This is a genomic window from Levilactobacillus sp. HBUAS70063 (assembly GCF_038374745.1).
Classification (GTDB): domain Bacteria; phylum Bacillota; class Bacilli; order Lactobacillales; family Lactobacillaceae; genus Levilactobacillus.
Genome location: NZ_JBANSM010000003.1, coordinates 360,958 through 382,208, shown reverse-complemented (window position 1 = coordinate 382,208; position 21,251 = coordinate 360,958). Strand labels below are relative to the sequence as shown.

Sequence of the window (21,251 nt, the reverse complement as noted above, 5' to 3'; positions counted from 1 at the left end):
TTTTATTGTGGCTCCTATTATACACTAAAGTTATCAATTCAAGGAGGTCATTTGACTATGAAAATCTATCAAGCAAGCATCGTACCCCTGAACGCGGACGCCATCGGAACCGCCGCCCATGGCACGGCCCTGTTCACCCTCAACGGTGACCAGTTGACCATCAACATCGAGATGTTCGACACCCCAGCCAACTTACAACACTGGGAACATTTCCACGGCTTTCCGGATGGTCAGCCGGCAGAAATCGCCACGGCGGCCCAAGACGTCAATCACGATGGCTTCGTGGACTTACCCGAAACCGGTGCCGTTTCCGGAACGACCATGGTACCGTTTGACGCCGCTCCCCACGAGATGAACGTGCCAAACGACAACTACCCGGTCGCCGATGACAACGGCTACTTCGCCTACACGAAGGTCGTACCCCTTGCCGCTCTCGAGGCCAAGTTCAAGGAAACCTTCAACGATAGCGACCTCGAACTGGACAAGCGGGTCATCTACATTCACGGCGTGACCGATGATGTGGACCTACCAGACACGGTTGCCGGCGCGGTCGGCCACTACTCCACGCACGTGACACTGCCTATCGCCGTGGGCAAGATCGTGGCGCTCTAATGCGGCGGAAAATCTGGCGGCTAATCATGGTCGTCTTCTACGCCGCGGTCTTACTGCTGGTCATTGCCCATCAGGATATGCTGGCGATGTACGGTATGGCCGTGGGGATGCTGGCAGAGGCCGTCATGGCGCTAGCTAAGGCGTAGGTCATCATTTTAATCACGATAGCGGGACTGCCTGATGGGGTGGTCCCTTTTCGTTGCAAAAAAAGCGGTGCGCCAATTGGCCACACCACTTACGTTTAACCTTTAAAATTATCGATGTTCCCGTAACAACCGGGCCTGCCACCGAACGACGGCCAACAGAACGATTGCGAGTAGCAGGAATAGGCCAAAGACGCTGGCTAAAAAGACCTGAGACTCACCCGTTTGTGGCAACCGCCCTGCGACCAAGTCGGCCGTTCCGGCATGCACGACGCTGGCCACCGCACCGGCCGGCTTATTCGTCGCCGAATGGTGCGCGCTGGTCACGCTGGTCGTGGGATTGTGGCCGCTGGGAATGTCGCCGTCGATGGTATCGCCATCGCCGCCAGTAGTCACCGTACCACCATTATCGGATGGCGAAACTTCATCGCCATCACCACCGGTGTCAACGATTGCACCGCTTCCACCACCAGACGAATTGTTATTCACAATCGTAATGCCAATCTGCGTGCTGGGAGAGGTTCCACTGTCGGTAGATTCAGCGAATGCCGTGGTTCCAAAGCCTAAGCCCAGAGCCACCGCCACTACCGCCACAAGTCGCCTAATGATCCTTTTCATGACCGCCGCCTCCTTTCGAGACTGCCTTACTTCTCTTCCTCTTCATCATCCTTACGCCGTTTGCGCCGAATGAGGTAAATAATCAACAAAATCAGAAGAACTAAGATTAACATACCCAAGGCGCCTAGAGCAACTAGTAGCCAAATATTAACACCGCTATTATCAACAGAGTCATTATTATACTTATCGGCCTGCGTCTTAGTAATCGTGAAGTTACGGTCGAACACCCACTCGTGATCCGTATTCTTTACAACCATGTGTAAGTGATAGTGTCCCGCTGCCAACGGTGTCTTACCGTAGAGCATTGGATACTTATACGTAGTGTTCGGCGCCATTTGTACGTTTTCTTGCTTGGCATTCCGAACAACCTTACCACCATCACGGTTGGTAATCTTCGTGGTTGTCTTTAGATTGGGAATAATCACCGCACTCGTATTCCGGATATCTGCAATAATTCCACGATGATAATTACTCAAGCCGGCGCCAACCTTACCCAGTTTCATATCTGGAGTTGCCGCCTGCTTCATCGTATATTTCATACCAATGACGTACGAGTAGCGACTCTGCATGTTACCGGCACCTTTAACATTCCCCGTAACCTTACTGTCGACACGCTGGAAATACCAACCTCCGAGAATAACACCCGTGAAATCGGTCTTGGGAATTTTAACTATTGCCGTAACCACTTTGAATCCCTTTGAAGGAATTGTCAATGTCTTATTCCCTTGAATCTTAGTAATATCACTCATCTTATAACGTAACGATGGGTCATATGACTTAGCTGGGTTGACATACTCAATCGAACCAGCGTCATTGGTCCAAGCCGTATGAATCGCAGTTTTTACTTTAATTTCCTGGTTCGTTGTATTAAAAACTCGAACTTGTAACTTTTGAGTCTTATCAGAATTCATTCTTAAATCGAAAAACGAATTCTGTTTATCAATCTGATTACTTGGTATCTTGGCAGATACATTATAACCAACATTGTTCGTAGCGGCCTTAACATTGCCACTCAAAGAAAATAGTCCGCTACAAATCACGCCAATAAACATGAGCAAAAATAACCGAACTCGCTTAAATCCTAGCATCCTTACACCTCTGCCTTACCCTAGTTAAATGCAGCTCTCTGCAATACCCTCATGATACTACATTCCTAAGCAAAAAGGTGTTCATTCGCACTGAATGGACACCTTTCATCACATTTTGATAATTACTTAACTGGGGTGTCAGCCAGAGTCCAGTTCAAAGTCCCCGTGTAAGTACCAGTCTTGACGTTAGCTGGGACACTCAAGACAACGTTTGAAGGATCCAATTGCATTGAAGTTGCACCAGCACCATTGCCCTTAGTTGCAGTGTAAATGGCATGCGTGGTCGTACCATCTGCGGCCATCCCCACTGTCCCATTTTCATTAGTATTGTTAGTATCTTCACCAGTAATACCTGACGTTACCGGTGTCGTCCCAGTTCCAGAATTCAAGATAGACGCGGTTGACCCTTTCAGGTTAAAGGCGGCACCTTCAAGGTTTCCAATGCTTTGACCACTAGAATCCTTACCCTGCAACACAGAACTACCAACGCTAACTACCCAACCATTGTTAGTCCCACGCGTATCGGAAACTTCAGTAAGTAAGGTTTTGTTTGTATTAATCCCATTATTTGTTACGGCTACATTAGCGGTTTTAGCATTACTATCAGCATCAACCCCATTGGCACTACCATTGAAGACGTTCTGAATACCGCTGGTTTGTGACTGAATTGGATCATCCTTAGAACCAAAGGCGATACTGTCAGAAACATACAGGAAGGTCAAATCACCACTAGGCGTTGTCCCACCGTTTGGATCGTCTGGATCAGTTGGGTCAACTGGCTTCGTTGGATCCGTTGGGTCAACTGGTGTCGTCGTTGAATCAGGCTTAGTGAAGTTTACCGTACTATTCGTAACCCCACTGAGTCCTGTATTAGTATCCGTTTCTGCCGCGTTTGCCGTAACTGGAGCGATAGCCCCTAATAATAATGCACTTGCTAATACGATACTGCTTAAAGTCTTCTTCATGATATAAGCACCCCTCTATTTTTGTTTATTCCCTCAAAGTAGCTCAACTGATATTTAATAAGTTCCGATTGCCCCTTAACTACTAGTCACCGCAAAGACTGGCTTCGCGTAGTTGATGGGGAATCCTTTCGTAACTTCCTCCCTAGTCGGTCGTTACGCTTTACTAAATATGTAACAAGTTCATTATAGCGTGAGAAGGTCTGCCTGTAAATAGTTTTTCGCCTAAAAAATGAAACTTTTTTTAAAAATTTCGAAATTTGGTATAAATACTGTTATATTAGGATCTGTTATCGGTTACAGGTTCGTAAAGATAATTTATTTTTGGCTTAACTTGTCAGCATTTAAGCAAATGTGGCTAAAAATTAGTCAGGTGATAATGAATCATGCCCATTGGCCATCAAAGTAGCTAAATATTCACCACGACAGTGAAAAAGGACCTCTCGTTAAAGAGGTCCTTTGCTTCAATTCTAGTCCTTTAACAACTGCTCCACTAGCCGTTGGGTCGCCGATAAGCGGTTGGCCTGCCGATCCCGCACCATTAAGTCATAACGGTGGAGTGCCGACAGCGTGACCGCCTCCGCCTGTGGCGTAAGGGCGTACAGGCGCTGATAGGCCGCTTTGACCTCGTTAAAGTCGTTTCGTCCCTGAACGAGTTGACGCAACTGAGCCGGCGTCACGTGATTCTTACGGGCGGGCACCCATCCCGTGGCCGGTTGCGCGGCTAACCGTTGTTGAAAGGCCTGCCGCAACCGCTCTGGCCAGACCGTTGGTAAGGTCGCCCCCTGGTCCAGTCGCGTTCTGAGCGTCACCAACTCTGAATAAACGCTGGCGGGCACCTGCTGCCCCTCCCAGCTCTGACTGAGCAAGTCGAGTTGCGTTCGCCGTTGTTCGGCCGACCAGTCGAACCCCACGGCGGCATTGAAGACGTCATCGTCCCAGTCCCGTTGCCGTTGCGCGGCCAGTCGCCGTGTCACGCGATTGAGATCGGCCACCAGATAGCGGGGAACAATCTGGAGTCGGGCCGCCTTGATCTGCCCGGTTCGCGCGAATTCGGTTGCCATAACCCCCAGCTGATAAGAGTTGACCAGACGGTGCAGGGGCGCTGGCATCGCGATGCTGGCTAATCTTTCTTTAAACTCACCCAGCGCGAGGTGTTGCGTCAACAGGTCGGCCACCGCCGCCAGGTACTGGCGGTAGGCCGTCGACGCCCGCAGCTGGCGTTCCGCCGTGGTCTGAGCCGCGTTGGCCGCCTCCCAAGCCGCTTGAGCTTCTCGGGTGGCCAAGTCCTGGGCTTGTTGCTGCTGGGCCTGAGCCTGTTGCTGGGCCGCCGCCACCGCCGTCCTTTCCACCGCTTGCAAGCGATCGTATGCCGTCAAATACGGCGATAACTGCATCTCTGGCAACGTCTGCGTTTTTCGCCGTAAATACCCCGTCACCGTAGTTTTCGTTCCGTTACGGACCCAGCGTTGGCGTTGACGGTGATCCTGGGGCAGGTGCAGCAAGGCATCCTTCGTCCAGAGAATCTCCGGCACCACAGGATACCGGTCGGTCAAGGCATCGTACTGGGCCACGGCATGGAAGTTATCCTCGGTCGTGATGGCCATCAGATACTGCATTTCATCGCTCATGAACTTCTTCACGCACTCGGACCCCACCAGAATCTCTCGCCCAGTGGCCCGCAGAACCACGTGGTATTCGTAGCGGACCGGCTTGTGGCACAACGCACAGTGGTGCCAGTCCACCCGCCGATCGCTGGCATTAATGGCGTAAGGTAGCCGGGCCAACAATTTCCACGCCAGACTCCCGGTCACCAGCCAATCGACCCGCTGTTCTTGAATGAGTTCTCGCGTTGAACGCGTCAAAAAGTCGCTGGTATCCTTGACCGTGGGGTGGTCCCGCAAGACCGGAAGCACCCGCGTTAACGCGGGCAGTTCCAGGGCCGGTTGGGTGAGTTGAAGAAACCGGTTCTGCGCCGGTGTGAGGAGCGTGGTTGCCATCAGAAATCTCGTCCTTTCTATCGTCAAAAGTCATTGTCTAAGCATACCACAACGGCTCCGATTGGGGAACGTACGTTTTTTTAACGGTCATAAAAAACGAGCCTGAGACAAAACCTCTCAGGCTCGTTTCGCTTCACTTTTACATAGCTGAAACGTGTGCCAAAAGGCAGCCGGTTCCACTCTCTTTTCTCCTCTTATCAAATATGAACCATCATCACGGCCCCGCCAATCAAAATCGCCAGACCAATCGCCTTAGGAATCAACTGTTTAAGGTTAGCTTCCTTCAGGACGACAACGCCTAGTAGCGTGGCCACCACCACGTTAAGCTGGGTCAAAACGAAACCGTTGACCAAGCCGTTTAAGTTCAGCGACATCAGGTAAGTCCCAGCCGCCACGGCGAAGATGAAGCCCGACGTGATGTTGCGCAAGCCCCAAGGGTCCTGGCCCGGAATCTTCTTCCGCCCGAAGAGGTAAATGGTCAGTGCCCCAGCCATCATCCCCAACGTTTGCGGCAAGAAGCCGTTCAACCCCTTGGCCACCGCATAGTGGGGGAACCCGGAATACCCCCAGTAACCCACGCAGGTCACCGTCAAGAGGACGTACGCTCCGATATCTTGGCGTGACACGTGAATAGCGCCGTTACTAATCATGACACCGGCCAGGATAATCACCAGCGCAATCACACCCAGCACACTGTCGTGCCAACCGACCCATTCGCCAAAGACCCAGCCGCCAATCAGGGAATTCCCGATAATTTGTAGCGCCGTGGAAAAGGGCACCGCGTTGTTCACACCCAGCGGCACGTACCCCCAGTACTGGCCGCCCTGACCGATGCTCCAGCAGACGCCCGAACAGAAGTACAGTAAAAAATCCGTGAGGCCGACTTGGTAGTGAAAAATTAACGTCAGCACAATCGCGCTGAACACGCCCCCCACGCTGGTTCCTAACAGTTGTTCCGTCCAATTACCGCCCGTTCGCCCCTGCATCCAAATCGGCAGGATTCCCCAGAACAGCGCTGGCATCAGGCCAATGACGATGTTCATGCCGCTCACCTAGTTTCTTGCTTCGTTAAAATTAATCGTACGCCAGTATTGAAAGCGCTGTCAATAACGAAATGATCGGTTTTCCCCGCCTTTTAAGTTTTGGACAATCCACGCAAAAAGCGCTGGGTCATCGCCCAACGCTTTCATTCGTTTTAATTTAGAGCTTACCATCTAAAGGTTGAAGGTGGAATAAACGCGCTGATTCCCGTGGCGGAAGTGCTCTGTCCACTAAAGTTGGTGAACCCAGGAGCCTACGCCTGCCAGGGGTTCTGCCTGCTACGGGGGACACCTCCAGCCTGAGAGGCGGGCTTCCGGTTCGCTTGGAAGCCTTGCCAAACCCGCAAGTCTCCCAAGTCGCCCCACGCTGTAAGCTGAGAAAAAACCTCAGCTAACACCGTCGACACAGCTGGCTCCACCCCTGGCGATCTCCGGCGAGGTAGTGCTTACCAGCAGTATCAAAGTTTGTCGACAGATCAATTGTTATCCTGGGTTAAGCCACTGGTTGCTGGCCAGCACTCTCGCAGCCGTGAGTGAGCCAAATAGGGGTTCAGCCGTGGGAGTTCCCTTAGTGGCACGGTTCATGCCGCTTAGGGAACTGGCGTCTTTGAGACATGGGCTGTCGGCTCAAAGCGAGGCCGAGACCGCTTCTCAGGCTCGGCCCGGTCCGCCCACCGCGATCCAACCCCTATTTGGCGAATGGTAAGGCGACCGCTTTCCACTGCGTAACTGTAACCGACTAATATTTAACGCTATGAGTTGCGCGATGGCCATAGTTTTAGTTTAGAGCTTACCGTTCATGAACTGTGCCTCACCGTTACCAAAGCTCCAGTCCGCCTTGGTATTGGTGGTTATGTTAATCAACACATCGGTTGGCGCATCCCCTAACGACAAGACCTAGTGTACCCGCAATCGGCAATCAAAGAATTGACATTTATCAACTTTTTGACAATTCACCAAAAAAACCCGGGACCAACCATCCCAGGTTTCATCTCGCCATCAATATTCTAAAATGCTTATTCCGCCATCCACGCCTTCAATGCCACGCCCGTCCGTGACTCGGCGTGCTGGGTGGCTGCCCGTGGGGTTCCGCTGAACTGGATGTGACCGCCGTAACGCCCGGCATCCGGCCCCACGTCAATCAACCAGTCCGCCTGGCTAATCACCGCCAGATTGTGCTCGATAATAATCAACGAATTCCCAGCCGCGACTAGGTCGTTGAACAACTTCATCAGGCGATCCGTATCCTTCAAATGCAGGCCGGCCGTGGGTTCGTCCAACAGATAAACCGTCCCCTGTTTGCCCAGTTCGACCGCCAACTTCAAGCGTTGCAGCTCCCCACCGGACAACGTGGTCAGGGGTTGGGCCAACGTCAGATAGCCCAGGCCCACGCGATCCAAATTTCCCAGCTGGCTGGCGAGCTTGGGCATGTCGCCGAAGAAGTCCGCGGCCGCCTTGACGGACAGCTGCAGGACTTCCGCAATGGTCTTGTCCTGATAGTGATATTGCAGGGCTTCCTCGCTATACCGCTTGCCGTGACAGAGCTCGCAGGTCTGGACGACCGGGTCCATGAAGGCCATGTTGGTAATCGTCACGCCCTTGCCCTTACACCGGGGACAAGCGCCCTTTCCGTTGTAGCTAAACATACTGGTTCCCACGCGGCCGTTCGCCTGACTGAACAGCTTGCGAATCTCATCTAAAATGCCCAGGTAGGTCGCCGGCGTGGAACGAATGTTGATGCCCACGGGCGTCTGCGCCAGGTCGATGTAGTCCTCGGTGAGGTGCTGCTTGAGGGCCGTGACCAACGAGGACTTCCCGGAGCCTGCGACCCCGGAGATCACCGTCATCACGCCCAGCGGTACGTCCACACTAACGTCCTGTAAGTTATTTTCGGTAATGTGGTGCAGCGGCAAGGTCCCCGTTGGCTGGCGATTAAGACCCCAGGTGTGCGGTCGCCGCAACCATTTACCGGTCAGGGTGTCGGAGGCCAGCAGCTCGGGATAGGTTCCGGTAAAGGTCACCGTTCCCCCGGCTTGGCCGGCCAGCGGTCCCATCTCGACCACGTAATCGGCAAACGAAATCATCGCCGGGTTGTGTTCGACCACCAACACCGTGTTGCCCTTCTCCTTGAGCTTGGTCAGCGCCTGCTTAATCAGCTGAATATCGTGCGGGTGCAGGCCCACGCTGGGTTCATCCAGAATGTAGACCATATCGACCAGCGCACTAGTCAGGTATTTGGCAATCTTAATCCGCTGGGCCTCGCCGCCGGACAGCGTGCTGGTTCCCCGGTTCAGGGTCAGATAACCCAAGCCGATGTCGACCAGCGACTGAATCTTCGTGGTCAGCTCCCGCACGACGTCGGTGGCCAGGGGCGCCGTGATTGCCTGCAGGAAGGCCAGCACGTGGCGCAGGTCCATGGCGGAAACGTCCGCGATGTTTTGCCCATTGATGTGGTTGGTCAAGACCTCCGGCTTCAGTCGCGTCCCGTGGCACACCGGGCAAGGCTTGCGCGTCACAATTTTCGCGATAGCCTCGCGGTGGTGGGCCGCCTCTTTCTTCCCAATCACCGACCGCCGAATCCGCGGCACCACACCCTCGTACAACGCCGTACGGGGGAAGCCCTCGCCGGGATGCTTGAGTTTTTGCTGAGGCGCGTGCATTAATAACTCGTATTCCTCGGGCGTGTAATCCTTGATGGGCTTATCGTCATCGAAGAGCCCACTGGTTGCGTACCGCCGCCAACGCCAGGTATCCGGCCCGAAGCTCACGAAGGTAATGGCCCCTTGGTTTAGCGACTTTTCCGGGTCAATCAGCTGTTGCTCGTCGATATCGTCGACGTAACCGAGGCCCTGACAGGCCGGACACATCCCCTGCGGCAGGTTAAACGAAAAGGTATCGGAATAGCCGATAAACGGCTTGCCAATCCGCGAGAACAGCAAGCGCAACAGCGAATAAATCCCGGTATACGTGGCCAGCGTGGACCGTGCATTCTTCCCCAAGCGTTGCTGGGCAATCACGATGGCCACCGGCAAGTGGTCGATATGGCCGACGTGGGGTTGCCCGTATTTCGGCAAATACTGCTGCGTGAAGCTTGGGAAGGTCTCGTTCAGTTCCCGCCGAGAGGCCGCCGCAATCGTATCGAATACCAGCGAAGATTTCCCCGAGCCCGACAACCCGACAAACACCGTGGTCCGGTACTTCGGCACGCGTAAATTCACGTGGTGTAAATTATTCTGCGTGGCATCTTGAATATCAATATAGCCTTGTTCAAAAGTTGATGGCATACCTAACTCCCTTCATTTCTCTGCTCAAACACCTACCCAACCAGCTTAACACACTCTAAATTTGCGCACGAGTTCGTCGACCCGCAAGCAAAATTTCCCAAACTTTCGTTCAAAACGACTATACTCAAAATTGTGATTAGAATTCATTTAAGGAGGAATTTGATGTTGTCTTTATTTAAAAAGCATCCTATTGATTTACCCGCTGCCTTAATTGCCGGTGGCGCGGCCGGCATCGTCTCCGGTCTCGTCAAACTCGGCTGGGAGAATGTCCTGCCACCGCGGACTGAGGAACGCGACGCCACCAATCCCCCGCAGACCTTGCTGGAACAATTCGGCGTGCCAGCTAAGGTGACCCACGCCACCTACACGTACTCCGGCCACCAACTTCCCTGGGTCAGCTACGTGATTCACTTCGGCTTCTCCACCACGTTTGCCGTGCTCTACCAAATCATCGGCGAGAAGCTCCCCGCCATCAAGAAGGACGCCGGCACCTGGTTCGGCCTCGCCATCTGGATGGCCTTTCACCTCGGCCTGATGCCGGCCATGGGCACCGTCCCCGCCGCTAAGGACCAACCCGGCGAGGAACACGTCTCCGAAGCCCTGGGCCACATCGCCTGGATGGTCACCAACGACCTGGTCGGCGCGGAAGTCTACCGTCGCTTAGTCGCCGAGAAACGGCAGTAACTCGCCACAATTTTTTAAATGGAGATGGTGTCTCGCATGAACGCTTGGCAAACCAAATGGCCGGAACGCTTGAGCTACGGGCTTAGCGATGCCGCCGACAACCTCGTCTTCCAGATGATGACCACCTATCTGCTCTTCTTTTACACCGACGTCTACGGCCTTACCGCCAGTGCCGCGGCCATCCTATTCGTGGTCGCCCGCCTCGCCGATGTCGTGGAAAGTCTGATTATCGGCCTCATGATTGACCGAACCCATTCGAAATGGGGCAAGAGTCGCCCGTTCTTTCTGTGGTACGCCCTACCCTACGTGATTTTTGCCGTGTTAACCTTTGTCACGCCCCCGTTTGGCGCTACCGGAAAATTGATCTGGGCCTACGTCACCTACCTGGGCCTGGGCTTCTTCTACACGGCGGTCAATCTGCCGATCACCTCGATTCTGCCCACGCTCACGCAAAACGACCGGGAGCAGACGGTCCTCGGCGTGATTCGCCAATTCTGCGGCAGTTCCGTCCAAATCGTCGTGGCCGTCTTCACCCTGCCGCTGGTCGCCCTGTTCGGTCACGGCAACCAACGCCAGGGCTTCTTACTGACGATTATCCTGTTCGGCGCGATTTCACTGGCCCTCATCTGGAATACTTTCTTTCACGTCCACGAGCGCTTCAGCAATCCCGAACAGTCCCACCAATCCTGGCGCGCGGTAGGACACATGCTGCGGCAAAATAAGCCGTGGCTGATCATTTCCGTGGTAATCCTGCTGTACTGGCTGACCACGGCGATTAAGAACCAGACGACCATTTATTATTTCAAATACATCCAACACAGCGAAGCGCTGGTTCCCTACGCCAATGGCTTCACCTTTGCAGCGCTGATCGGTGTCTTACTGATCGTCCACTCCGCGACTCAGTGGGGCAAGAAGCGCACGATGCTCAGCGGCATTGCCATCGCCGCTATGGGGCAGCTGATTCTCAGTGTCGGCGTCCTCAGCAACCGCTTGCCAATTATCTTTGGCGGTATCCTGCTGAATTCCGTGGGCAACGGCCTCATCATCGGGCTGGTCTCGATCATGATTGCCGACACCATCCGTTATGGCATGGCGTTGGGCATTCAGGCCGAGGGGATTCTGGCCTCAACCGATGACTTCGGCGTCAACGTGGGGCTGGGGCTGGGCGGACTGATTACCGCCGGGCTCTTCCACCTCTCGGGTTACGCGGCCAACCACAATCAAAACGTGGCGACCCAACACATGATTACGATGAACTACGCGTGGTTGCCGCTGGCGCTGTATGTGGTGATGTTTGCGATTCTTCTCTTCTACGACGAACGCACGCTCCAAGCCAAGATTACCCCGGCGAACCGGGACGCCTAGCATGGATTGAGCGTGTCGCCTGCGGCTGTCAGCAATTATTTTTGGTTGAAACTGGTTGCCTTGCCGTTCGCGCAGAATGAGCTGGATCGCGGTGGGCAGGACGCCCCGAGCCACAGAGCGGTCTCGGGACTCGCTTGAAACCGCTCCAAACCAGCGTTTTCAAGTCGCCATTTCCAAGTGACCCACTTGGAAATCCCACGGCTGAGCTCATTCTGCGCTTCACTCTCGGCTAGGGTAGCGGTCATCAATGGCGCTACGTTTAACCCACGATCGGTGGTCAACAATTACCCAGTAGCCTGATCAGATGCCCGATGACCATAACGGCGCTCACCGTGCCGGAGGAGGCCAGTAATGGAGCCAGCCGTGACAACGGTGTTAGCTGGCGTCTTGGGCCAGCTTAGACCGTGGGACGACTTGGGAGACTCGCGGTCCTTGCGAGGCTTCCAAGCGAGCCGGAAGCCCGCTTCTTGGCTGCAGGCGATCCCCACAGCGGCGGAATTGCTGGCAGCCGCAGGCGACTTCAACGCTGTTCATTTGGCCATCGAGCGAACGGTAAGGCGACCAGCAAAAACCAATTTAAGCATAAATGAAAAAAGGCAGCACGACCCCCGTTACACGGTGTCATGCTGCCTATTCATTTGCCATAAAATTAGTCACTCGTCCGGCCGCCATGTGTCCGGCCGCGATTAGAGTTGCGGCGCTTATCATGTAAGCTATCGAAACCAACGAAACCAGCCGCCACGGCCCGGTCATTGGCACGGTGAAGGACCTTAATGAAATGCTCAGCTTCGTCCTTACCGAAGAAGCCTAACCAGCGGTGGAACCGTTCGTCGGTGGCTTGGGCCAAGTTCCGTTGAACCCGACTCCCCGCAGCCGTTAACGTAATGTACTTTACCCGACGGTCGTTAGGATCTACCTTTTGCATAACGTAGTTTTCCTTAAGTAATACATTGACCTGACGAGCGATGGCGCTCTTGGAGACACCTTCCAGTTTAGCAAGTTCGACCAGCGTTTGGCCATTCTTACTCCGGGCGACGTTTTCCATCACCATGAAGGCTTCAAAGGTCAGATTATATTTTTGCGTCGGAATCGAAACGAAATCACCGATGTACTTAAAAATATGCATGTATAAGTCGTCAAACTCTTTCTTCAATTCTGCTTCCGTTACGTTGTCATTCGTCGTCTCTGTCATTATAAATCCATTACTCCTTCTAGTTTCAGCGCCGGGCGCTGCCGATTGCCGTCCTAATTTGGGTACACCCCACGGGTCTTTAGTTTAGCCGAAAAAAACAGTTAAGTCACCGGTCAATATTATGTAAGTGGATAACCCTGCTTACTTTTTACTATCAAACCATCTTATCCAATGAAATTCTTTTTAGCCCTTTCCAAAATCGAACACACGTTCTATAATGGATTTAATCTTTAGCTCAAGGACGTGATTTTTATGTTTACCCAGGCTCGCCACCAAATTAGGACACTACTCCAAACTGCTTACTTAAAAAACAAAATTACAACTATAAATATTCAGGACGTCACCTACACGGGAACTGTGGACTACGTTTCCCCGACAACGGTCTTTCTTGGACTAGCGGCCGGCCATTCACGTGAAATTCCCCTAACACAGATCAGCCACGTCCAACTACACCAATTTCAATCTTGGTGGTATCTCTACGAGTCGCCCGTTCGGTAACTCCCTCTAGTATCGCCTCTATTGCCCAAAAAATAAACCTTTTTTTAACAAATTGTTGGGATTTTATTTACAATTTACACCAACCCTTGTCCTTTCTACGTTGTTTCCCCTTCCAGCTTCCCAATTTTAAGGCGATTCCTCCAGAAAAGTTGTCGCAGAACACCTCTGATTATACCGCGCCATGCCACCCAAAAAATGGCCCATTTTGGCTCAGCTGGTAACAATTGGAATTTTGCATAGAATAATTCATTGAAGGGGTTCAACCGCTTGTGATCGAAAATATTACCCCAAAAAATAAAATCCCGCTAAATCATTAGTAGTCGCTAATGACTTAGGGGGATTTTGTTGGTTAGGCGAGGCGAACGCTGCCGTGGACCGTGTCCATTTTAACCGTGTAGACCGGATTTTCGCCCAGGGACCCAATCTTATGGTGACTGTCGTCTAAGGTCAGGTGTGCCAGCCGCGGAGCCCGCAGCGAGCCGTCGTCATTGCGGACGTCAAAGTTGTAGGCCGTTCCCGGAACGACCGTCACATCGGCGCTACCATTGCCCGTGATGGTGACGTCACCGGCGAGCTTAACCACATCAACACTAATCTTGCCGTTGCCGGAATGGAACTGCCCACTGCCGCTCAGCCCCTGCATGCGTAGAGAGCCATTGCGCGTCGAAGCATTCACGTGTCCACTCACATGATTCAATCTAATCGCGCCATTACGCGAATTTAGCCCAATATCACCCTCGTGGTCGTTCACGCGAATGGCCCCGTTGGTCGATTCAACCTTGCCCGTTCCCTGAACGTTGGCCAGGGTCACGCTGCCGTTGGTACTGGTTAGGTCGTAATGCAGCGCGGAGAGTTGGTCAACGCGAACCGACCCATTGGTGGCACGAATCGTGAAGTTCATCAGTTGATTGTTAAACGCCCGAATGGCTCCGTTGGTGGCGTGAATATCGAAATCGGCGTTGGACCGTAAATCGCTGACCTCCAGGCTCCCATTGCCGGCGTGAACACGAACGCGGCCCTTTAAGTTGCTCGGCACAAAAATTTCGGTCCGGACGTGGAGGGGCCACAGCCGCGGACGATCGCCCTGACTCAATTCCAGGCGGGACCCGTACTGCTTTCCTCGCAGATAGAATCGTTCGCTGTCGCGGCTCATGTACTCGTTGACCACAATTTCAGAAGCGCTGGCCTGGCCAATCTTGACCGCGGCATCGGGGTAATTAACCACTACCTCATCGAGATCGGTGACCGCGAAGGCCTGGGTATTGACCAGCTTGAGTGACCCGACATAGGCTCGTTGCGGCCGCTCGCCGTTAATCTTGACGTCATCGCCATCGACATCAATGAAGCCGTTGCCGACCGAGACGTGGTCACCGTCAACCTGAACCAACTTGCCCAAATCAACCTTGTCGCCATCGCCATCGACAATCACGTGGTCGCCCCAAGTGACTTGATCGTCGGTGATGTGGAGCTTGCCAATCTGAACGTGCGAGTGGGACTGGTCGTGATGGGCCGCGGAATCTGCCGACTCATCGGCATCCTTAGCGGCATCCTCGGCGGCCACTTCCTTGAGGAGACTGTCGATATCGCCCAGCTGTTGCATGGCCTCATCGACCGCCTGCTGGGCATCCAGGCCCTGATTAATCTTATCGGTTACGGCTTCGGTGAGGTCGCCGACCAACTCTTCTTTTAATTCCGTTAATGCTCGGGATGGTTGGTACTGCCGAAACCGTTCGTCCAACCGCGTGCGAATTTCCATTGTCATATCGTCCATGCTAATCCTCCTCGGTAATCTGTCCCGTGATTAATTCATCAATAATCGGCTTGGCGAATTGCCAGGCGGCCGTCTTCTCGGCCAACATCGCCTGACCGGTCGCCGTCACGTGGTAGTATTTTCGCCGCGAGCCCTGGGTCTCATCGCCCCAATAGTCCGTCAACGCGCCGTTCTTCTCCAGCCGGCGAAACACCGTGTACAACGTCGCCTCATTCAATTCGTAATGGCCCTGGCTGAGCTCACGCACCCGCTTGGCCACCTGATAACCGTAGCTATCCCCTTGCTGCAAAATATTTAAAACGATGGTATCCGTATGGCCCCGGATTAAATCTTTCGAGATCATCTCAGCCATGTTGCCACTTCCTTTCGCTGTTTTCGATGCACTTAATGTATCACATGCTACTGTGCGTGTCAAAGTAATTTATCTGAAATAGTATTTTACTGGAAAACTTGACCGAAAAAAAGACCCGGGATAACTTCCCAGGCCTACACACGAAACGATTCGCATCGAAGCGGACGCCCGGCAAAAATGCCCGCGCCGTATGTACCAAAACGATTTACTATTTTAACGCCAGAAAGGCTCCGGGCAAGATTCCGGCAACCGTGGTCTCGGCCAGTGCACCCTTCTGGTTGGTCAGGTAAATCACCGCGTCCTGATCGAAGAATTCGGTAATAACCTGCCGGCAAGCGCCACAGGGGGCAATCGCCTGCTCCGTATCTCCCGTGACCAACAGTGCGGTGAATTTCTTTTCCCCCGCCGCGATACCCGAGAAGATCGCCGTCCGTTCGGCACAATTCGTCAGACCATACGAGGCATTTTCAATGTTACAGCCCCCGTAAATCTTACCGCTGGCACCCACAACCGCGGCGCCCACGTGAAAATGGGAGTACGGGGTGTAGGCCCGGTCTAACATGTCGGTTGCGACTTGCAATAATTCTTCCAATTCTGCCATGGTGTTTCCTCCTTAGCATATCTCTTTTAGTGCTCCTTAATTGTGGCATAGTTTCAAAGAAAGCGCTACCATCTGCACAAAATTTCTAGGATTTTCTTTAACTTTTCATGAAACTTCCAATTCCGTCGCGGACTCGTGGTACACTTAAACCTATTAAATTGATCTAGGGGAGCCTGTTGTCAAAATGAAAATGTTACGAAGTATACTCAGCTGGGTCGTGCCCGTCCTAGTCGCCGCCGTCCTGGTCTTTCTGATTCGGACGTACGGTCTCGAGGTCGTGAAGGTTTCCGGCGGGTCCATGGAACCCAACCTGGCTGACAGCGAACGCATGATGGTGCTCAAGCCCCTCACGGTAAAACGCCTGAGCGTCATCGTCTTTGACGCTTACGGGGAGGACCCGAACGCCGCGAAGAATACCAACTACGTCAAGCGCGTCATCGGAATGCCCGGCGACAAGGTCGTCAGCAAGAATGGCTACATCTACGTGAATAACCGCAAGATTAATCAGTCATTTATCAGTAAATCCGAACGAACCACCGGCACGGGCAACTGGACACTCAGCAGCCTCGCCAAGGAACATCACTGGGCCTACCAGGGCAACGCGGTGCCGAAGGGGCACTACTTTGTCCTCGGCGATCATCGCAGCATTTCCGAAGATGGTCGGGCGTGGGGCTACGTGGACGCCCAGAAGATTATGGGCGTGGTGAAGGTACCGTTCTGGCAAGGCACCAAACAACACCGCGTGAATGTTAATGATATGGCAAGCTGATTGAAGCAATCAAATTCACCACTTAAACTCCAACATGAAAAAAAGACGTCAAAAAAATTTGACGTCTTTTTTTGCTTATAAATACCAATGCATCAGCATTTTAGGCACAGTGTCGCCCATGTTTTGTAATCGTTTTCCACTAAGCGGGTTGCAAATTATTTGAGGATGAATTATTATGGGAACGTTCCCATGGAAACGTTCCCATAATAATTCAGAGGTGTTCCGTATGACTCAAGCAAATTGGTGGCAACATGGTGTCGGTTATCAAATCTATCCCAAAAGCTTTCTTGACGCTAATGGTGATGGAATAGGTGACCTAACTGGTATTACAGAAAAAATTGATTATTTAGATAAGTTAGGAGTCGATTTCGTTTGGCTTTGCCCAATCTACAAATCCCCTGGTATTGATAATGGCTATGACATTGCTGATTATCGTAGCGTTGACCCTCAATACGGGACGATGCAAGATCTGGATACTTTAATAAAGGAGCTTCATCGCCATAACATAAGAATTGTTATGGATATGGTTTTAAATCATTCCTCCGATCAACATCAATGGTTTCTTCAGGCCAAGCAGGATATCAATAGTCCATACCATGACTATTACATATGGAAGAAAGGTAAAAATGGTGGTACACCCAATAATTGGACTTCTTTATTTGGTGGTTCGGCTTGGGAATATAACCGAGCTACTGATGAATATTATTATCATCTGTACGCACGACAACAGCCTGACTTGAATTGGGAAAATCCTCACCTCCGTCATGAGATGCACGAAATCATCAAGTTTTGGATTAAAAAAGGCGTGGATGGCTTTCGATTGGATGCAATCACCCATCTAAAGAAACTACAGACCTTCGAAAACGTCGACAATCCTGATCAAGCCTCTCGCAATATTCCTGGAATTGAAGTTTTTCTACGTGAACTCAAGAACATTTATGATCATTATGGTGTAATGACAGTCGGCGAAGTTGGCGCAGTACCACCAGAATCTGCTATTAAATGGGTTGACCCTCAAAAAGGTTACATGGATCTACTCTTTCAATTTGACCATGTTAATTTTGGAGATAATCACAAATTTGACTTTGCTACTAAGTCAATACCAACTGTTAGAAAAAAACTAACCGATTGGCAGATAGCTGCCGCTAAGCAAGGAAACTTGGGACTCTTCATCGAAAATCACGATCTTCCACGCGCAGTCTCCTACTTTGGTAGCGAAGAACCAGCTTATCGCAATCGTTCTGCCAAAGCCGCAGGTCTTATGTATTTCATGATGAAAGGAACCCCTTTCATCTACCAAGGGCAAGAACTTGGCATGATAAACGATCACATTACATCTATCAACGAGGTAACTGATATTGACAGTCTTCGTCACTACCAAGAAAGAATTAAAGACGGCTATAATACTCAAATGGCGCTTCACGAAATCGCTTTCAAAGGGAGAGATAATGCTCGGACTCCCATGCAGTGGACAGCAGGCTCATTAGCTGGATTCTCTACTACCACATCTTGGATTAAAGTTGCGGACTCCTACAAGACAATTAATGTGGCGTCTGAGGAGAAGAGTAGTAATTCCGTTCTGAATTTCTACCGTCAAATGATCACGATCAAAAAGTCCGATATTACCCTTCAAAATGGCCAGTATATGTTAGAAAAAACAAGGGCAAAGGACCTGATTGTTTATCGCCGATTCGATACTCAGGCAACTTGGCTCATCATTACTAATCTTTCTAACTTAACTTACAATTATCCACTTCCTCAAGACTTAGCTTCACAGCCCTATCACGTCATTCTAAAAAACGATGGCTATATCACAGGCAATCAATCCAAAATCAGTCTGGATGCCTGGGGCGCTGTATTATTAAAATTTGAATAATAGGAGTGAATCAATATGGAAAAAAGTAGCCTACCCAAACTACCTGCCAGTAAAATCTGGCTCATTAATTTTGGCTTTCTAGGTGTTCAAATGGCTTTCTCTCTTCAAAGTTCAAATATGAGTCGAATCTTTCAAACTTTAGGAGCAAATCCCAACAATTTGGGATTCTTCTTTCTTGTTCCCCCATTAGCTGGATTGATCATTCAACCTCTAATCGGTAAATTTTCAGATAGAACTTGGATTCCTCATCTAGGGAGACGCATCCCCTATTTGATAGCCGGAATTTTGGTCGCCTTTACTGTACTTTTGCTATTACCAAATGCAGGAAGTTTCGGTTTTACCTTTATTCAGGCCCTTTGGTTTGGCGCATTAGCTATTACATTTCTAGATTTATCAAATAACGTTTCCATGCAACCATACAAGATGATGATTGCTGATATGGTTGAGGAGGATCAGCGAGGCTTAGCTTATTCTATTCAAGGCTTTTTCTCTAACTCAGGATCCATTTTAGCCAGTGTCATTCCATTCATCCTAACCGCTTTAGGGATTGCAAATGTTGCTCCTAAGGGTGAAGTTCCCGCATCTGTTAAAATCGCTTTCTATATTGGCGCTACCGTCCTGATTCTTTCATCACTCGTGACCATCCTTAGAGTCCGCGAATATGCGCCAGAAGAATATAATGCCTATCATCATATCACAAAGGAAGATTTAAAAGTTCATAAGAGCTTTTTCACACTGCTTAAAGAAGCTCCAAAAATCTTCTGGATTGTCTGCATTATTCAATTTTTCTCCTGGTTTGGCTTTCAATATCTCTGGACTTACGCTAACGGCGCTTTAGCACAAAATATTTGGCACACCAGCAATGCCGCTTCAAGTGGATTCCAAGCCGCTGGTAATTGGTACGGTGTGATGTCTGCCGTTCAGGCAATCTCTGCAGTAATCTGGTCACTAGTCCTGACTCGCGTCACCAATAAATCTAGTAAACGTGTTTACTCATCAAGTTTAGTTGCTGGCGCTCTAGGACTAATTTTAATTGCAACTATTCATAATAAGTATGCCCTTGTGTTATCATTTATTTTAATTGGAATAGCTTGGGCTTCAATGCACACATTTCCCTTTACTCTGGTTTCTAACTCAATTGATGGGAACAATATGGGAGCTTATCTGGGACTCTTTAACGGGAGTATCTGTGTGCCACAAATTGCCGCATCTCTGTTAAGTTTTGCCTTATTCCCATTAGTTGGGTCTTCTTTTACTGCCATGATCATTGTGGCCGGTATTGGCATGGCGATTGGTGCAGCTACGGTCTTCTTTGTTAACTCAGACTATTTCGGTAAATAAAGTTCGAAGGGATCCCGTTGCCCATGACTGCAACTATCAAAGATATCGCTACAAAAGCCGGTGTTTCAACCTCTACTGTGTCACGTGCACTTAATAATGATCCACATATTCTGCAAGAAACTAAAACACGAATTATGAAGATTGCACATGAACTTGACTACAAAACAAACTTTAATGCTAAAACTTTAGCTACTGGTGGCTCTCGCTCAGTTGGAATTATTTTTCCTTCCAATGAGCGATATCAAACCAATCCGTTTTATTTAGAAATAATTTCAGGAATTGGTTCTGAATTAAACCATCGAGGATTTGTATCCACAGTTGCACTCGCCGACTCAACAGAGCAAATCATGGAAATCGTTGCAACCATGGCGCATCAGGCCCATATTACAAAGTACATCTTTCTTTATTTCGAAAAAGAAGATCCTGTTCGTGACTATTTAGACCAAAACAAGTTGGATTACGTTATTATTGGTAACGATCCTGAAGTCTCACGTGTTTTCATCGATAACGATAACCAATTTTTTGGCAAACTCGCTGGTCAAAAGTTAATTACTATGAGCCCTGCTAACCATATTCTTTTTCTGGAAACCCGGCGGCGGTTGAAATTTGAAGAAGAGCGGCTTTCCGGATTACAGTCTAGTTTGACATCAACACAACAAGTTAAGCCTCTCGCCATAGATCTCAAAGAGCCTCGGCAAGCCTTGTTAACCATTCAAAATAATCTCACCGGAATCGATGGTATTGTTGCCTCACAAGATGAGATTGGTGAATTCGCTTATCAGGCTTTTCTCCATGAGGAACATCCTCTGTCGATTGTAACTTTCAACAATTTGCTTCATGGATTTCCAGACCGTAAAAATATTTATTCTTTTGACTTGAAGCCTCGAAGGATTGGACAGGTCGCCGCCCAAAAAATTTTCGATGTTAAAAACTTCATGCATCACCGACTATTTTTAATTAAATAATCAGAAATACCAAGGTGTGTTATATCTGCTTTCTCATAGCAGGTGACATACCTTGGTATTTTACGTAACTGAAACATGTGTTAAAAATTT

At 50.6% G+C, this 21,251-nt stretch carries 18 protein-coding genes; 8 read left to right on the top strand and 10 right to left on the bottom strand.

Annotated features, from left to right (window positions below):
* The first annotated feature begins 57 nt into the window (after positions 1-57).
* Together V8I28_RS06665 and V8I28_RS06660 are read left to right on the top strand one after the other, a co-directional pair.
* Complete coding sequence (locus V8I28_RS06665) at positions 58-612, top strand: hypothetical protein (protein WP_341779343.1); 555 nt, start codon at positions 58-60, stop codon at positions 610-612.
* A complete protein-coding gene (locus tag V8I28_RS06660) occupies positions 612-758 on the top strand; it encodes a hypothetical protein (protein ID WP_341779342.1) in 147 nt (48 codons plus the stop codon). The genes V8I28_RS06665 and V8I28_RS06660 overlap by 1 nt, the downstream gene beginning before the upstream one ends.
* Before the next feature lie 108 nt (positions 759-866).
* Here V8I28_RS06660 and V8I28_RS06655 read toward each other — a convergent pair whose 3' ends face one another.
* From V8I28_RS06655 to V8I28_RS06630, 6 genes are all read right to left on the bottom strand, one after another.
* Positions 867-1,373 carry an LPXTG cell wall anchor domain-containing protein gene (locus V8I28_RS06655; RefSeq protein WP_341779341.1) on the bottom strand — a complete coding sequence of 169 codons (507 nt, stop codon included), beginning with the start codon at positions 1,371-1,373 and terminating at the stop codon, positions 867-869.
* A 26-nt stretch (positions 1,374-1,399) separates the two neighbouring features.
* A complete protein-coding gene (locus tag V8I28_RS06650; protein WP_341779384.1) occupies positions 1,400-2,425 on the bottom strand; it encodes a DUF916 and DUF3324 domain-containing protein in 1,026 nt (341 codons plus the stop codon).
* Between the two features lie 158 nt (positions 2,426-2,583).
* A complete protein-coding gene (locus V8I28_RS06645) occupies positions 2,584-3,426 on the bottom strand; it encodes a WxL domain-containing protein (protein WP_341779340.1) in 843 nt (280 codons plus the stop codon).
* Positions 3,427-3,893: 467 nt separating this feature from the next.
* Positions 3,894-5,423 (bottom strand): hypothetical protein, encoded by a 1,530-nt coding sequence (locus V8I28_RS06640; RefSeq protein WP_341779339.1) that lies wholly within the window; start codon positions 5,421-5,423, stop codon positions 3,894-3,896.
* Positions 5,424-5,620: 197 nt separating this feature from the next.
* Positions 5,621-6,466 (bottom strand): GRP family sugar transporter, encoded by an 846-nt coding sequence (locus V8I28_RS06635; RefSeq protein WP_341779338.1) that lies wholly within the window; start codon positions 6,464-6,466, stop codon positions 5,621-5,623.
* Positions 6,467-7,479: 1,013 nt separating this feature from the next.
* Positions 7,480-9,747 carry an excinuclease ABC subunit UvrA gene (locus V8I28_RS06630; RefSeq protein ID WP_341779337.1) on the bottom strand — a complete coding sequence of 756 codons (2,268 nt, stop codon included), beginning with the start codon at positions 9,745-9,747 and terminating at the stop codon, positions 7,480-7,482.
* 165 nt (positions 9,748-9,912) lie between these two features.
* Here V8I28_RS06630 and V8I28_RS06625 point away from each other — a divergent pair, with 165 nt between their 5' ends.
* Together V8I28_RS06625 and V8I28_RS06620 are read left to right on the top strand one after the other, a co-directional pair.
* Positions 9,913-10,431 carry a DUF1440 domain-containing protein gene (locus V8I28_RS06625; RefSeq protein ID WP_341779336.1) on the top strand — a complete coding sequence of 173 codons (519 nt, stop codon included), beginning with the start codon at positions 9,913-9,915 and terminating at the stop codon, positions 10,429-10,431.
* A 36-nt stretch (positions 10,432-10,467) separates the two neighbouring features.
* The gene (locus V8I28_RS06620) at positions 10,468-11,796 is read left to right on the top strand and encodes an MFS transporter (RefSeq protein WP_341779335.1); all 1,329 of its coding nucleotides are present in this window, start codon (positions 10,468-10,470) and stop codon (positions 11,794-11,796) included.
* A 649-nt stretch (positions 11,797-12,445) separates the two neighbouring features.
* Here V8I28_RS06620 and V8I28_RS06615 read toward each other — a convergent pair.
* The 4 genes from V8I28_RS06615 to V8I28_RS06600 all read right to left on the bottom strand — a co-directional run bounded on the left by V8I28_RS06615 (position 12,446) and on the right by V8I28_RS06600 (position 16,210).
* Entirely contained in the window at positions 12,446-12,988 is a 543-nt protein-coding gene (locus V8I28_RS06615; protein ID WP_057734679.1) for a MarR family winged helix-turn-helix transcriptional regulator, read from the bottom strand.
* Between the two features lie 847 nt (positions 12,989-13,835).
* Positions 13,836-15,257 (bottom strand): DUF4097 family beta strand repeat-containing protein, encoded by a 1,422-nt coding sequence (locus tag V8I28_RS06610; protein WP_341779334.1) that lies wholly within the window; start codon positions 15,255-15,257, stop codon positions 13,836-13,838.
* A 1-nt stretch (position 15,258) separates the two neighbouring features.
* Entirely contained in the window at positions 15,259-15,609 is a 351-nt protein-coding gene (locus V8I28_RS06605) for a PadR family transcriptional regulator (RefSeq protein WP_341779333.1), read from the bottom strand.
* A 208-nt stretch (positions 15,610-15,817) separates the two neighbouring features.
* Entirely contained in the window at positions 15,818-16,210 is a 393-nt protein-coding gene (locus V8I28_RS06600) for a cytidine deaminase (RefSeq protein WP_341779332.1), read from the bottom strand.
* Between the two features lie 184 nt (positions 16,211-16,394).
* On the opposite strand from V8I28_RS06600, the gene lepB reads away from it, so the two are divergent.
* The 4 genes from lepB to V8I28_RS06580 all read left to right on the top strand — a co-directional run bounded on the left by lepB (position 16,395) and on the right by V8I28_RS06580 (position 21,161).
* Positions 16,395-16,979: a signal peptidase I gene (gene lepB, locus V8I28_RS06595; protein ID WP_341779331.1), complete on the top strand. Its 585-nt coding sequence runs from the start codon at positions 16,395-16,397 to the stop codon at positions 16,977-16,979.
* A gap of 175 nt (positions 16,980-17,154) precedes the next feature.
* Positions 17,155-18,855 (top strand): alpha-glucosidase, encoded by a 1,701-nt coding sequence (locus tag V8I28_RS06590; protein WP_341779330.1) that lies wholly within the window; start codon positions 17,155-17,157, stop codon positions 18,853-18,855.
* A gap of 15 nt (positions 18,856-18,870) precedes the next feature.
* Entirely contained in the window at positions 18,871-20,196 is a 1,326-nt protein-coding gene (locus V8I28_RS06585; RefSeq protein ID WP_341779329.1) for an SLC45 family MFS transporter, read from the top strand.
* 23 nt (positions 20,197-20,219) lie between these two features.
* A complete protein-coding gene (locus tag V8I28_RS06580; RefSeq protein ID WP_341779328.1) occupies positions 20,220-21,161 on the top strand; it encodes a LacI family DNA-binding transcriptional regulator in 942 nt (313 codons plus the stop codon).
* The last annotated feature ends 90 nt before the right edge of the window (positions 21,162-21,251 follow it).